Origin of the sequence: Caballeronia hypogeia (assembly GCF_001544875.2) — a bacterium.
GTDB classification, from domain to species: domain Bacteria; phylum Pseudomonadota; class Gammaproteobacteria; order Burkholderiales; family Burkholderiaceae; genus Caballeronia; species Caballeronia hypogeia.
In genome coordinates, this window is record NZ_FCOA02000004.1 from 180,056 (window position 1) to 193,821 (window position 13,766).

Annotated in this window: 11 protein-coding genes; 7 read left to right on the forward strand and 4 right to left on the reverse strand. The window is 66.1% G+C overall.

The genetic code is table 11. The features are described 5' to 3' along the window. The first annotated feature begins 19 nt into the window (after nt 1-19). From AWB79_RS09550 to AWB79_RS09580, 7 genes are all read left to right on the forward strand, one after another. The gene (locus AWB79_RS09550) at nt 20-1,720 is read left to right on the forward strand and encodes a SulP family inorganic anion transporter (protein WP_061167162.1); all 1,701 of its coding nucleotides are present in this window, start codon (nt 20-22) and stop codon (nt 1,718-1,720) included. A gap of 283 nt (nt 1,721-2,003) precedes the next feature. Beyond that, complete coding sequence (locus tag AWB79_RS09555) at nt 2,004-2,324, forward strand: RNA-binding protein (protein WP_157695722.1); 321 nt, start codon at nt 2,004-2,006, stop codon at nt 2,322-2,324. A gap of 164 nt (nt 2,325-2,488) precedes the next feature. Then, nucleotides 2,489-4,798 carry a DUF3141 domain-containing protein gene (locus AWB79_RS09560; protein WP_061167164.1) on the forward strand — a complete coding sequence of 770 codons (2,310 nt, stop codon included), beginning with the start codon at nt 2,489-2,491 and terminating at the stop codon, nt 4,796-4,798. After that, nucleotides 4,795-5,766, forward strand: a complete 972-nt coding sequence (locus tag AWB79_RS09565) for a phosphate acetyltransferase (RefSeq protein ID WP_074169346.1) — start codon at nt 4,795-4,797, stop codon at nt 5,764-5,766. The genes AWB79_RS09560 and AWB79_RS09565 overlap by 4 nt, the downstream gene beginning before the upstream one ends. Before the next feature lie 4 nt (nt 5,767-5,770). Further along, entirely contained in the window at nt 5,771-6,946 is a 1,176-nt protein-coding gene (locus AWB79_RS09570) for an acetate/propionate family kinase (RefSeq protein ID WP_061167166.1), read from the forward strand. 19 nt (nt 6,947-6,965) lie between these two features. Then, complete coding sequence (fabI, locus tag AWB79_RS09575) at nt 6,966-7,748, forward strand: enoyl-ACP reductase FabI (protein ID WP_061167167.1); 783 nt, start codon at nt 6,966-6,968, stop codon at nt 7,746-7,748. A 2-nt stretch (nt 7,749-7,750) separates the two neighbouring features. Next, nucleotides 7,751-8,761 (forward strand): hypothetical protein, encoded by a 1,011-nt coding sequence (locus AWB79_RS09580; protein ID WP_232470857.1) that lies wholly within the window; start codon nt 7,751-7,753, stop codon nt 8,759-8,761. 9 nt (nt 8,762-8,770) lie between these two features. On the opposite strand, the gene AWB79_RS09585 is transcribed toward AWB79_RS09580, so the two are convergent. From AWB79_RS09585 to AWB79_RS09600, 4 genes are read right to left on the reverse strand one after another with little or no spacing between them, the layout of a single operon-like run. Continuing rightward, a complete protein-coding gene (locus AWB79_RS09585; protein ID WP_061167169.1) occupies nt 8,771-9,355 on the reverse strand; it encodes a PqiC family protein in 585 nt (194 codons plus the stop codon). Beyond that, a complete protein-coding gene (locus tag AWB79_RS09590) occupies nt 9,355-10,956 on the reverse strand; it encodes a PqiB family protein (protein ID WP_061167170.1) in 1,602 nt (533 codons plus the stop codon). Before AWB79_RS09590 ends, AWB79_RS09585 begins: the two co-directional genes overlap by 1 nt. Further along, nucleotides 10,953-12,281 (reverse strand): paraquat-inducible protein A, encoded by a 1,329-nt coding sequence (locus tag AWB79_RS09595; RefSeq protein WP_061167171.1) that lies wholly within the window; start codon nt 12,279-12,281, stop codon nt 10,953-10,955. Before AWB79_RS09595 ends, AWB79_RS09590 begins: the two co-directional genes overlap by 4 nt. Continuing rightward, nucleotides 12,278-13,765, reverse strand: coding sequence for an efflux transporter outer membrane subunit (locus tag AWB79_RS09600; RefSeq protein ID WP_061167172.1), 1,488 nt, complete (start codon nt 13,763-13,765; stop codon nt 12,278-12,280). The genes AWB79_RS09595 and AWB79_RS09600 overlap by 4 nt, the downstream gene beginning before the upstream one ends. Nucleotide 13,766: the final 1 nt, after the last annotated feature.

Consider the following 13,766-nt stretch of genomic DNA (forward strand, 5'->3'; position numbering starts at 1 on the left):
ACGCGCGGCGGCGCACGACATGGCCACGTGGCGGCGCGTCCGGATCGCGCCCGAATGGCTGTTCCGCTACGAGAAACCGTGGGCGCGCGCCGACGTGCTCGCGGGCCTGACCGCCGCCGCCGTCGTCATTCCGAAGGCGCTCGCTTACGCGACCATCGCCGGATTGCCGGTGCAGGTGGGGCTCTACACCGCGTGTGTGCCGATGCTCATCTATGCGTTCATCGGCTCGTCGCGGCCCTTGAGCGTGAGCACGACGACCACGCTCGCGATCCTCGCGGCGAACGCGCTCGGCCTGATCGTCCCGAGCGGCGATCCGGCGATGCTGGCCGCCGCCAACGCCACCCTGACCCTGCTCGTCGGCGCGATGCTGGTGGCGGCCGCGCTCCTGCGTCTGGGCTTCGTCGCGAACTTCATTTCGGAGCCGGTGCTCGTCGGCTTCAAGGCAGGCGTTGCGATCGTCATTGTCGTGGACCAGTTGCCGAAGCTTTTCGGCATTCACTTCACGAAAGGCTCGTTTTTTCATAACGTCGGCTCGTTCGTGGCCGGCTTGCCGCATGCGTCGGCGAGCACGGTCGCGCTCGCTTTCCTCACGCTCGCCGCGCTCGTGTTGCTCGAACGCTTCACGCCGCGTGCGCCGGCGCCGCTGCTCGTCGTCGCGGCGGCGATCATCGCGGTGGCGGCGTTCGGGTTGCGCGCGCATGGCGTCGAGACCGTCGGCGCGGTGCCGGCGGGATTGCCGTCGTGGACAGCGCCGGATCTGTCGCTCGCGCGAAAGCTATGGCCGGATGCGCTGGGCATCGCATTGATGAGCTTCACCGAAAGCATCGCGGCGGCCCGCGCATTCTCGCGCAACGACGAGCCCATGCCCGACGCGAACCGCGAACTGCTCGCGACCGGTCTCGCCAACGCGGGCGGCGCATTGTTCGGCGCGATGGTGGCGGGCGGCGGCACGAGCCAGACGGCGGTGAACCGGCAGGCGGGCGCGCGCACCCAGCTCGCGGGAATCGTGACGGCGATCATCGCGCTCGCGGTGATGCTGATGTTCGCGCCGCTGATGGCGCTGATGCCGCACGCGACGCTCGCCGCCGTCGTCGTGTTCTATTCCGTCGGTCTGTTCAGCCCGGCCGAGTTTCGCGCGATCCTCAAGGTGCGCGGCACCGAGTTCGTATGGGCGCTGACCGCGTGCGCCGGCGTGGTGTTGCTGGGCACGCTGGAGGGCATTCTGGTCGCGATCGTCGTGTCGCTGTTCGCGCTCGCTCATCAGGCGTCGAATCCGCCGGTGTACGCGCTCAGGCGCATACCGGGCACGAACGTGTTCAGGCGCGCCTCATCGCGTCATCCCGACGATGAAGCGTTTCCCGGCCTGTTGCTGCTGCGTCCCGAGGGACGCATCTTCTTCGCCAATGCGCAACGCGTCGCGGAGCAGATTCGTCCGCTCGTGCGCGAATCGGATGCGCGGATCGTCGTGCTCGACCTGAGCCGCGTGTTCGATGTCGAATACACCGCGCTCAAGATGCTGATAGAAGCGGAGCAGCGTTTCAGCGCGAACGGCATGGCGCTCTGGCTCGCGGGCCTCAACCCCGGCGTGCTCGCGACGGTGCGCCGCTCGCCGCTCGCCGCCACCCTCGGCGAGGCACGCATGTTCTATAACCTCGAACACGTCGCGCTGAAGTATCAGGAACTCGTCGCGCGCGGCGACGCGCTGGTTTCGCGCCGCTGAAGAATCGCGCTTGCCATGTGCCTGTCGCACGTTGCGCATATATTTTATTGATGGTATTCAAATCAACGTCGCCTGCGTTTGTCGGACCGGTTCGAGCGATGCGGCTGGCGTGTTTTATTGCCGCATTTTTGCGGCTCGGGTTTCGTCATGCACGATTGCATGGCGAAAACAGAAAGTCGCGCGAAATGTTTCCTGTCGGCGACAGAAAGATTGGTTTAGTCAGAGTCATATCGGTGAGCTCCGCAATCATGTTCCGGAAATTGCAATGCCCGGGGCGGTTACAGTGAGACGTCTGGTGCGTCGTGGAGATCATCCAATCATGGAAGCGTGGCAACTTGATCGCGGTCAAGACGTTTCAGGAAATGGCACGCGAGTCTATCCGGGCAATGCCGCTGACAACGCGGCCAGCGACTGCAAGCATGGATTGCCTGTTTTCGACTCGATTCAGCGCTTCTCCGGCGCCGGAGAGCATCCTGCCGCGATCGTGAGCTTCGACCTCGTGGAGGCTCACGTGCTTCGCACGTTCCAATCGCGCATCCATCATCGGTTCTCGAAGAATCGCACGCTCGTGGTGCAGGTCATGCCTGATACATGCGAAGCCTGAGTGCAGGCGTGCAGCAGTAGTCGCTGTTGAAGCGTTTCGCAACGCAATTTGCATGTGCAGGGGATCACGAATGCGCTTCGCCATTCGTGCATCCAGCCGGCGTCTGAACTCGACAACGCAAGAGCAACGAAACCTGATTCGTGCTCTCGAACGGAGACCTCGTCATGACGTATGCAAGCAAGCTGACTCGCAGCCAGGAAATCGCAGGCAAGGTCACTCGGGTGTTCCAGAAGCGCGCGGAACTCGCGCAGCAGCAGTTCAGTGAGCGCGCGCGCGACGCGGGCATGCGGCTTTTCAACAATGGCCAGGCGGATCATCTCAACCAGGCGGGCCAATTCAACGGCTATGCCTACGCAGTCGATCTCGTGCAGCGCTCGGTTCTCTTCTGGGACACGCTGCGCCAGCGCGGCAATAATTTCATCGAGCAGACGAAGCACGGTCTCGAACCGGTGCTGCATTTCGCCCATGAAATGCTGGTCGACGGACGCGGCTTCGCGCGGCCGGTGAATTATGCGTTGTTGCGCATCGTGCCTCCCGAAGGCGTCGTGATCGACCCGCTGAAGCGGCCGTATCTGATCATCGATCCGCGCGCGGGGCACGGTCCCGGCATCGGCGGCTTCAAGGACGACTCGCAAGTGGGCGTCGCGTTGCGCGCGGGTCATCCTGTGTATTTCGTCACCTTCTTCCGCGACCCGCAACCGGGTCAGACCTTGCTCGATGTCTGCGCCGCCGAGCAGCAGTTCGTCAAGCACGTGCGCGAGCTGCATCCGGACAGCCCGAAGCCCGCGATCGTCGGCAACTGCCAGGGCGGCTGGGCCGCGATGATGCTCGCGAGCTCGCAACCCGACGACACCGGCCCGCTCGTCATCAACGGCGCGCCGATGTCGTACTGGAGCGGCGCATGGAGCGAAGGCGAAGGCGACAACCCGATGCGCTATTCGGGCGGCATGCTGGGCGGCACCTGGCTCGCGTCGCTGACGGCCGACCTGGGCAACGGCAAGTTCGACGGCGCGTATCTGGTCGAGAACTTCGAGAACCTGAATCCGGCGAACAGCTTCTGGGACAAGTACTACACGCTGTTCGACAAGATCGACACCGAGCCGCCGCGCTTTCTCGACTTCGAGCGCTGGTGGGGCGGCTATTACCTGATGAACCGTGAGGAGATCGAGTGGATCACGCGCAATCTGTTCGTCGGCAACAAGCTGTGGTCGGGAGAGGTGTCCGGCGTCTCGGGCGCATCGTTCGACCTGCGCGCAATCCGCTCGCCGATCGTTCTGTTCGCCTCGATGGGCGACAACATCACGCCGCCGCAACAGGCTTTCAACTGGGTCGCCGATATTTACGGCAGCACCGACGAGATCAAGGCGCGCGGACAGGTGATCGTCGGCTTGATGCACAAGAGCATCGGGCATCTGGGCATTTTCGTGAGCGGCAAGGTCGCGAAGAAGGAATACACGCAGATCGCCTCGGTGCTGGAGGCGATCGAATCGTTTCCGCCGGGGCTGTACGGCATGGACATCGCCGAGCGTGTCGGCGACGACGGCAAGATCGAATACGACGTCACCTTCCGCGAGCATAGGCTGGAGGACGTGGTCGCGCGCTTCAACCGTTTCGAGCGCGCCGACGAACAGCCGTTCCAGGCGGTAAAGCAGGTGTCCGATTTCAATCAGCGCGCCTACGAGCTGTTCGCCCAGCCGTTCGTCCAGGCCATGGCCAACGATGCGACCGCGACCATGCTGCGCGCGTTTCATCCGTTGCGCGCGCAGCGCTGGATGTTCTCCGACCTCAACCCGTGGCTCGCGTGGCTCGGCCCGACGGCCAACGCCGTGAGAGCCGCGCGCCAGCCCGATTCCGAGCGCGACGTGTTGCGCCGCGCGGAGCATTGCGGTTCCGACATGATCAGCGCGAGCCTCGACTTCTATCGCGCGATGCGCGACGCCGCGACCGAAGCGACGTTCTTCTCGATCTACGGCAACATGTTTTCGGCGCATCACGCACAAGAGCAGGAACCGCCGAAGCACGAATCCGATCCGCGCGACTTGCCCTTCGTGCAGGACGCGCTCGCCGCGATCGCTCAGGGCGGCTATGCGGAAGCGGTGGCGCGCGTCGCCTGCTTGCTGACGCGTCACGACGAGCCGCTGCCGCTCGCGCGCATGGTGCTGCGGCAGGAGCTGGCGGCCGATTACGCGGAGTATTTCCCGCAGATGCCGCGCGACGCATGGCGGCGCATGCGCGGCGAGCAGGAGGTCATCGTGCGCTATGAGCCCGAGCAGGCGCTGGCGAGCCTGCCCGAGCTTCTCGACGACAGCGACGACCGCAAGAAGCTGCTCACGCTGATCGACAAGCTGCTCGCCGATAGCCGCCTTCAGGGTTACGAGCCGACCGAGGCGCAACGCGACACACTCGGGCGCATCCGCGCTGCGCTGCCGTTGAAGGCCGCGCGCGCGCCGCGCCGTCCCGCAGCCGCGCACTGACATCAGCCAGCGCCCACACCGGAGTCGATATGGAACACACGCACGAGAAATATCAGCGTCTCATCGACGTATGCCGCACGTTTCCGCCGCTCGCGACGGCGGTCGCGCATCCATGCGACAAGACTTCGCTCGAAAGCGCCGTGCTGGCTGCCGAGATGGGACTGATCGCGCCGCTTCTCGTCGGGCCGCGTGATCGCATTCGTGAAGTCGCGGAGGAATGCGCGCTGAACATCGCGGGCCTGCCGATCGTCGACGCGCCGCATAGCCACGCCGCCGCGAGCCAGGCGGTGGAACTGGTGCGCGAGGCGAAGGCGGAAGCGCTCATGAAAGGCAGTCTGCACACCGACGAAGTGATGGCCGCGGTCGTCAGGCGCGAAGGCGGGCTGCGCACGCAGCGGCGCGTGTCGCACTGCTTCATCATGGACGTGCCGGGGCACGAGAACGTGCTCATCATCAGCGACGCGGCCATCAACATCGCGCCGACGCTCGAAGAGAAGGTCGATATCCTGCAGAACGCGATCGATCTCGGTCACGCGCTGCGCCTCGAGGAAGTGCGCGTCGCGATTCTCTCGGCGATGGAAACGGTGAACCCGAAAGTGCCGTCGACGCTCGAAGCCGCCGCGCTATGCAAGATGGTCGATCGCCATCAGGTCACGGGGGCGCTCGTCGACGGACCGCTCGCGCTCGACAACGCCATCGACCTGGAAGCGGCGCGGACGAAAAAGATCGACTCGCCGGTGGCGGGACGCGCGAACGTGCTGATCGTGCCGGACCTCGAAGCGGGCAACATGCTCGCGAAGAGCCTGTCGTTTCTCGCCGGCGCGGATGCCGCGGGCATCGTGCTCGGCGCGCGCGTGCCGATCATCCTCACGAGCCGCGCCGATTCGCTGCAATCGCGGCTTGCGTCGTGCGCGGTCGCGGCGCTCGTGGCGGCAAAGCGCCGCGAAGACGCGCAAGTGATGGGGTGAACACATGGCCGACGTCATTCTGGTGATCAACGCGGGTTCGTCGAGCATCAAGTTCAGCGCCTTCGACGTGGAAGGCTCGCGGCTCGATCTCGTCACGCGCGGGCAAGTGGAAGGTCTTTTCAGCTCGCCGCATTTCGTCGCGTACAACGCGGACGGCGAGAAGGCCGGAGAGCATAACTGGGGCGAGGGCGCGCAGCTCGATCACGCGGGCGCGATCGCGCATCTGGGCGCATTCCTGCGCGGGCATGAAGCGGGACATCATCTGATCGGCGTCGGGCATCGCGTGGTGCATGGCGGCGCGCATTTCACGAAGCCGGTGCTGGCCAACGCCCAGGTGCTCGACGAGCTCGACAAGCTCACTCCGCTCGCGCCGCTGCACCAGCCGCACAATCTGAAGCCGATCCGCATCATCGCGGAGCGTAATCCAGACCTGCCGCAAGTGGCGTGCTTCGATACCGCGTTTCACGCGAGCCAGACGACGCTCGCGCAGGCCTTCGCGCTGCCCGAGTCGATCACGAAGAACGGGGTGCGGCGCTACGGCTTTCATGGCCTTTCCTATGAGTACATCGCGAGCGTGCTGCCGGAGGTCGCGCCCGCAGCCGCGCGCGGCCGCACGGTGGTCGCGCATCTGGGCAACGGCGCGAGCCTGTGCGCGCTGGACGCGGGCAAAAGCGTGGCGAGCACCATGGGCTTCACGGCCGTCGACGGTCTCATGATGGGCACGCGCTGCGGCAATCTCGATCCGGGCGTGATCCTTTACATGTTCGACGAACTCGGCATGAACGCGCGCGAGATCGAAGACCTGCTGTATCGCGGCTCGGGACTCCTCGGCGTGTCCGGCGTGTCGGGCGACATGCGCGCGCTGCTCGCGAGCCAGGACGAACGCGCGCGCTTCGCCATCGACTTGTACGTGTATCGCATCGGCCGCGAACTCGGCTCGATGAGCGCCGCGCTGCAAGGGCTCGATGCGGTGGTGTTCACGGCGGGCATCGGCGAGCATTCGAAGGAGATCCGGCAGCGCGTGTGCGAGCAGGCGGCGTGGTGGGGCATCGAGTTCGATCCCGCCGCGAACGGGCGCGGCGACGCGTGCATCAGCAAGCCGTCGAGCAAGGTGAGCGCATGGGTCATTCCCACCAACGAGGAACTGATGATCGCGCGGCATACGCAGGCGCTGATCTGAAACCCCAAGGAGCAAGCGCATGACATTGAACGTCCCGCAGCCTCCGCTCAAGGGCGCGAAAGCGCTCGTCACGGGCATCGCCAACGAGCACTCGATCGCCTATGGGTGCGCGAAGGCGTTTCGCGAACTCGGCGCCGATCTCGCCATCACCTATGCGGACGAGAAGGCGCGGCCGTATGTCGAGCCGCTCGCGCGCAGTCTCGAAGCGCCGGTCTTCATGCCTTTCAACGCGTCGCGGCAGGACGAACTCGATGCGCTGTTCGAGCGCATCGAACAGGAGTGGGGCGGCCTCGACATACTCGTGCATTCCATTGCGTGGGCGCCGAAGGAAGATTTGCAGGGCGGCCTCCTGAACTGCTCGGCGGAAGGCTTCGCCAAGGCGATGGACATTTCCTGCCATTCGTTCGTGCGCATGGCGCGGCTCGCCGCGCCCTTGATGAAGAACGGCGGCACGATGTTCACCATGAGCTATCACGGCGCGAACAAGGTCGTCGCCAATTACAACGTGATGGGTCCGGTGAAGGCGGCGCTCGAAGCCTGCTCGCGCTATCTCGCCTATGAGCTCGGACCGCAGGGCATTCGCGTACACGCGATCTCGCCCGGACCGCTCAAGACGCGCGCGGCTTCGGGGCTCAAGGACTTCGACCTGTTGCTGACGGAGGCGGCCGAGCGCGCGCCGCTCGGCGAACTGGTGGACATCATGGATGTCGGCTTCACCTGCGCCTTTCTCGCTACGCCGTACGCGCGGCGACTGTCGGGCGAGACGCTTTATGTGGACGGCGGCGTGAACATCATGGGATGACCATGTTCGACTGGCTTTTCAAACGGGGCGGCGGAACCGATCATGCGTCGCGCGACGACGTGCGCCGCGCGCTCGATCGCATCACCGGCATCGCGCCGCAACTGAAGCTCGCGAATCGCTACGAGGCGCGGCTTGCGCCGGTCATCGGCACGACGCTGGCGTTCGCGCGCGAACTTGTTTCCGCGCTGCCGCCGCCGCGCGATGCGAAGCCCGATGCCTGGGCCGGCGACGCGCATCTGCGCGCGATGTTCGCGACGCCCGAAGACATCACCGAGGTGATCGGCCAGTCGACCGACGTGCGCAACTGGTTCGACGCGCACATCGCGCCGGATCACGTGTATGCGGTGCTGAGCAGCCGGCTGGTGGAGCGGCGCGTGCTGGGCGCGGCGCTCGAAGGCGGCGTGATGCGCTCGGATGTCGCGCGCACGACCATCGGCTTCGATGACAAGCGCATCCGCATCTGCGACGAATCCGATGATGCGCTCAGGCACAACATCGTCCAGCGCGTGATCGAGCAACTGACGCTCGAAGCGGTGTCGCGCGTGGCGGAGCAGGCCGCGCGCCGCGACGCGCTGCAGGAGCATCGGGCGCTGCTCACCGCGCGCATGCAGATGCTCGGCCGGCGCGGCGTGGGCATGAGCAGCCTGATCGCATCGACGGATCTCGCGGGCGACGCCACTCGTCTGCAACGCGACTTCGAGGAAAACGAGGCGGCGCTGGCCGCGCTGGGCTCGGTCGCCGACGCCATCGAAATGCAGCTTCAGACGGTCATCGATCTGCTCGCGGCGCCCGAGGCGCTGATTCACGTCACGCAGCGCACGCTGTGCATCAACCAGATGAACCTGCTCGTGGAAGACGGCAGCGACGAATGCGGCGCGCAGTTGACCATTCACCTCGCGCACATGCCGATGCAGCCGCCGCAGACGCGCGCGGTCGAGTTCGTACGCATCGCGCGCCGCGACATGCCGCCCGCGGGCTCGACGCTCGAAGGCGCCGAAAACTGGGTGCTGTGATCGGCCGGATCACTTCGAGGCACCGCCTCCGATCGCCGTCGCGATGTCGCGCGAGACACGCGCGAGCGCCCGGCTGTGCGCGGCCACCAGCGCATCGTAATCCGCGCCGCTGACGGGCTCGCTCACGCGCGTGCGCCCGGTGAGCGCATTGTCGTCGCCAAAAGTGCGCACGGTCCAGTGCGCATCGATCGCCACGTGGTCGCCGGGCACCGATTCGAACTGCTGGATATCGACACGCACGCGCAACGCGTCCAGATCGGGAATCGCGCGCGCTGCGGGCGCGATCTTGTCCGACCCGAGCAACAGCGTCAGATCGCCGGCTATGGCGTCCGCGATGCTGCTTTTCAGCGGCTCGCCCCAGCGCGCGAATTCATTGAGCGTGACCTGATTGCTGGTATCGCGCGTGACGATCTGCGGGCGGTCGACGAGATCCGGCACCGTCACCGGCCCGACGATCACGGGCCGCGACGGGGCACGTGCGCCCGTCGCCGTGAGCGACGAGTCCGCGCTCAGGTGATAGAACTTCGCGGTCGGCGAAGCGCATCCGCCGAGCAGCGTCACGAGCAGAACGAGAGAGGCGAGAGCGGGCCGCATCACTTCTTGTCCTCCGGCTTGCCGCGCAAGAGCGCTTCGGGATGCTGCTGCAGATAGTCGGCGAGACTGCGGAACGACGCCGCCGTGCGCGTCAGCTCGCGGATCGCCTCGGCCGTGTCCTGCTGCAGACCCGAATCCGGCATCAGCGTCGAATGGGCTGCGTCGAGCGCGGCGCGCGCGGCGGCGAGCGTCGTCGCGGCTTGCGGCACGACCGTCGTGTTGAGGTTCTGCATCAGCAGGCTCGTGTTGTTGAGCGTCTGCTGCGCGCTCGCGGTGAGCTGCTCGATCGGCAGCTTGTCGATGCGCGTCATGATGCGGTTGATCGAATCCTGCAGTGAATCGAGGCCGCTCGGCGTGGTCGGAATCTCGGGCGGCGAGCGATCCCAGTCGATGCTCTCCTTCTTCGCGCTCGGGAAGAAATCCATCGCGACATAAAGCTGGCCAGTCAGGATGCTGCCCGTGCGCAATTGCCCGCGCAATCCGCGCGAGACGAGAAAGTCCGCCAGCGCCTTCGGGTCGCTGACCATGCGCCCGCCCTTCGGCCCGTTCGCGAAGCGCGACGTGAAGCGCTCCGGATACAGCTTCACTTCCACCGGGATGCTGATCTGCTTCGTGACCGGATCGAAGCGCGTGTTGATGGCCGACACTTCGCCGATCTGAATGCCGCGGAATTCGACCGGCGCGCCGACCGCGAGCCCGCGCACCGAACCCTGGAAGTTGAACACGTAAGTCTCGACGATGTGCTCCTGTACGCGCAGCGCCTCGGTGCGCGTCGGGAACAGCGTGAAGGTGGTGTCGGCGGGCGCTTCCGCCCAGGTCAGCGACACGGCCGGCGTCTCGAACGCGAGCCCGCCGATCAGGATCGACACGAGCGATTGCGTGTTGACCTTGAGGCCATCGGTGCCGAGCGACACGTCGATGCCGCCCGCCTGCCAGAAGCGCGAATCCGCGTTCACGTAGCGGTCGTAGGGCGAGTTGACGAACACGTGCAGGGTGACGCCGCTGCCGTCCTTGTCGAGCTCGAATGAAGTGACCTGGCCCACTTGCAGGCGACGGAAATAGACCGGCGTGCCGACATCGACCGAACCCAGATCCGGGGCCTTCAGCACGAACTGCCGTCCGGGCACGTCGCTCGCGAAGACCGGCGGCGTTTCGAGGCCGACATAATCGCGCCGGTCGCGTTTCGTGTGGCCCACATCCATGCCGATATACGCGCCCGACAGCAGCGTGCCGATGCCCGACACCGATCCGCCGGCCACGCGCGGACGCACGACCCAGAAGCGCGTGTCGTCGACGAGCATTTTCGTGGCGTCGCGCCGCAGCTCCGCGGTGGCGACCACGTGCTTGAAGTCATCCGACAGCGCCACCGATTTCACGAGGCCGATATCGACGTCCTTGAACTTGATCTTCGTCTTGCCCGCCTCGAGCCCTTCGCCGGTCTTGAAGGTGATGGTGACGGTCGGCCCCTGCGCGAGCACGGCCTGCACCGCGAGCCAGATGCCGATGATCACGGCGATCGCCGGCACGACCCAGACCCAGGGAATGCGCCAGCGCTTCTTCGACACCACTTCGGCGTCGGGCATGTTGTCGGGCGAGCTCATGGGGAAACCTCGCGCGAAAATTCAGGGGAGATCTCGGGGTCCCAGATCAGGCGCGGATCGAAGGACATCGCCGCGAACATTGTCAGCACGACGACGGCGCCGAACGCGATGGCCGCCGGACCGGCCTCGATCGTCGCCATCGCGCTGAACTGCACCAGCGCGACCAGCACCGCGATCACGTAGATGTCGAGCATCGACCAGCGGCCCACGAACTCGACGATGCGATAGATGCGCGCGCGCTGCACATTACGCTTCGACATGCGCAGATTTGCGGTCGTGGCGAGATAGCCGATGGCGAGAATCTTGAGCATCGGCACCGCGATGCTGGCGATGAACACGATGATTGCGAGCGGCCACGAACCCGAATGCCACAGGTACGCGACGCCGCTCATGATGGTGTCCTTCTGGGCGCCGAACAGTGAGCTCGTGTTCATCACGGGCAGCAGGTTCGCGGGGATGTAGAGGATCGCCGCCGAGATCAGATACGCCCACGTGCGCGACAGGCTCGCCGGCTTGCGCAGATGCAGGCGAGCGCCGCAACGCGGACAGCGCAGGTGCGCCTCATGGAGCCCGTCAGGCCGCGCGCCGCGCGTGGACAATCCGCAGTCGTGACACACGCAGATGCCGCTTTGCGCCGCCGTGCGTCCCGCGAGCGGCGTGTCGGCGGGCAGGGCGGGCGGCGCGGTTTCGATGCGTTCCCACATCGCTCGTTCGTCGAAGGCGGAATTCGCCGCGACGAGCAGGAGCATCAGCGCGGCGAGCGACCACAGCGCCGGACCCGTCACCACCGACGCGATATGCGCGAGCTTCACCACCGCGACCAGCAGACCCAGCATCAGCACTTCGGTCATGCCCCAGTTGCGCGCCACGCGCAACAGCCGGAACACGGCGTCCGCGCGCCACGGACGGCGCTCGATGTACAGCGGCAGCAGCAGCCACACGAGGCCGAACGACTGGAGCGCGGGCATCAGGATCGTCGTGACGAAAATGAGGGCGGCGAGCGGCCACATGCCGTCGCGATACAGCACGCGCACCGCGCCGGCCAGCGTCGTTTCGACGAGGTCGCCGTTCACCGCGAGACCTACGATCGGGAACGCGTTCGAGATCACCCACAGCACGCAGGCGGCGAACGCGTAGGCGAGCGCGCGATCGAAGCCGCGTCCGCGCCGCCGGTACAGCACCGCGCGGCAACGGCAGCAGCGCAGCGCGCCGCCCGGCGGCACGTCGTTTTCGCGTTGCAGCAGATCGCATTCGTGGCATGCGATCAGCCCGCGTTCGCTGCGTGGATCGCGTGCCGTCGACTGCGCGGAGATCGCCGTGTTCATTGCACCGTCTGCGATGCGGGTTGACCGGTTGGGGTGGCGTCGGCGGGCGGGTTCGCCATCTGCTGCGTGGTCAGCTTGTCCGCCGCCATCACCCAGCCGCCGCCCATCACCTTGTAGAGCTGCACGAACGATGCGAGCGCGGCCGCCTGGGTTTGCGTCTCCGAGAGTTGCGCGTTGAACAGGCTGCGCTCGGCGTCGAGCACTTCGATATAGCTCGTGTAGCCGCCTTCGTAGCGCGCCCGCGCGAGACGCGCATAGGTGGCGAGCGCCGTGACCTGGCGGATCTGCACTTCGAGCTGCTCATGCAGCTTCTGCGAGGAGATGAGCGCGTCGTCGACCTCCTGGAAGGCGACCTGGATCGCCTTCTGATAGGTGAGCAGCGCAGCCTGCTGCTGCGCCTCGGCGCTCTGTACCTGCCCCGAGATGTTGCCCGCCGTGAAGATCGGCTGCGTGACCTGACCCGCGAACGACCACACTCTCGCCGGTCCCGTGAACAGCGACGAGAATTGCCCGCTCGCGGTGCCGAGCATGCCGGTGAGCGAGATTTGCGGGAAGTACAGCGCGCGCGCCGCGCCGATCAGCGCGTTGGCCGCGACCAGATCCTGTTCCGCCTGAAGCAGGTCGGGACGCCGCTCCAGCAGATCGGAAGGCAGGCCAGACGGAATCACGGGCGTCGTCAGCTGGTCGAGGGTGTGGCCACGCAGGATCGGCCCCGGATTGTTGCCGAGCAGGACCGAGAGCGCGTCTTCCTGCTGGGCGATCTGCGTTTCGAGCTGCGGAATCGTCGCGAGCGAGGCCTCGTATTCGGACTGGCTTTGCGCCAGTTCCATCTGCGAGACTTCGCCGCCTTCGAAGCGCAACGTGAACACCTTCACCGATTCGGCGCGGCTCGCGGTCGTCCGTTTGGCGATTTCGAGCTGCTGGTCGAGGCTGCGCAGATTCAGATACGACGACGCCACCGACGCCACCAGCGAGAGGATCGTCGCGCGCCGGCCTTCCTCGGTCGACAGCAGGTTCGCGCGCGCGGCCTCGGTGAGACGCCGGTTGCGGCCGAAGAGATCGATTTCCCACGCCGCCGATACCGATAGCTCGAAGCTGTTGTAGACCGGCCCGAAGCCGTTCAGCGGCTGCGGCCCTGCCGCCGATGCGCGATTGCGCGACGCCGTGCCGCCCGCCCCGATCTGCGGAAAGAGCGCCGCGCGCGTCGTGACGAACTGGCCCATGAACTGCTCGACCCGCGCCGCCGCGATCTTCACGTCCTTGTTGTTCGCGAGCGCGGTGGAGATCAGCTCGTCGAGCGTCGGGTCCTGGAACTGCCTCCACCATTCGCTGTTGGCGGCGTCGGCGGTTTCGGCCGCGGCGAAGCGATAGGTCGCGGGCGTTTCGACCGGCTGGCGCTTGTAATCCGGCCCGAGCAGGCAGCCGTTCAGCGAGAGCGCGGCGACTACGCCCGCGAACGAGAGAATGAGACGTGCGCGCCGCATG

Coding starts and splice junctions, on each gene's coding strand:
- AWB79_RS09550 (WP_061167162.1), top strand. CDS start 20: ATGGCCACGTGGCGGCGCGTCCGGATCGCGCCCGAATGGCTGTTCCGC.
- AWB79_RS09560 (WP_061167164.1), top strand. CDS start 2,489: ATGACGTATGCAAGCAAGCTGACTCGCAGCCAGGAAATCGCAGGCAAG.
- AWB79_RS09570 (WP_061167166.1), top strand. CDS start 5,771: ATGGCCGACGTCATTCTGGTGATCAACGCGGGTTCGTCGAGCATCAAG.
- fabI (WP_061167167.1), top strand. CDS start 6,966: ATGACATTGAACGTCCCGCAGCCTCCGCTCAAGGGCGCGAAAGCGCTC.
- AWB79_RS09580 (WP_232470857.1), top strand. CDS start 7,751: ATGTTCGACTGGCTTTTCAAACGGGGCGGCGGAACCGATCATGCGTCG.
- AWB79_RS09585 (WP_061167169.1), bottom strand. CDS start 9,355: ATGCGGCCCGCTCTCGCCTCTCTCGTTCTGCTCGTGACGCTGCTCGGC.
- AWB79_RS09590 (WP_061167170.1), bottom strand. CDS start 10,956: ATGAGCTCGCCCGACAACATGCCCGACGCCGAAGTGGTGTCGAAGAAG.
- AWB79_RS09595 (WP_061167171.1), bottom strand. CDS start 12,281: ATGAACACGGCGATCTCCGCGCAGTCGACGGCACGCGATCCACGCAGC.
- AWB79_RS09600 (WP_061167172.1), bottom strand. CDS start 13,765: ATGCGGCGCGCACGTCTCATTCTCTCGTTCGCGGGCGTAGTCGCCGCG.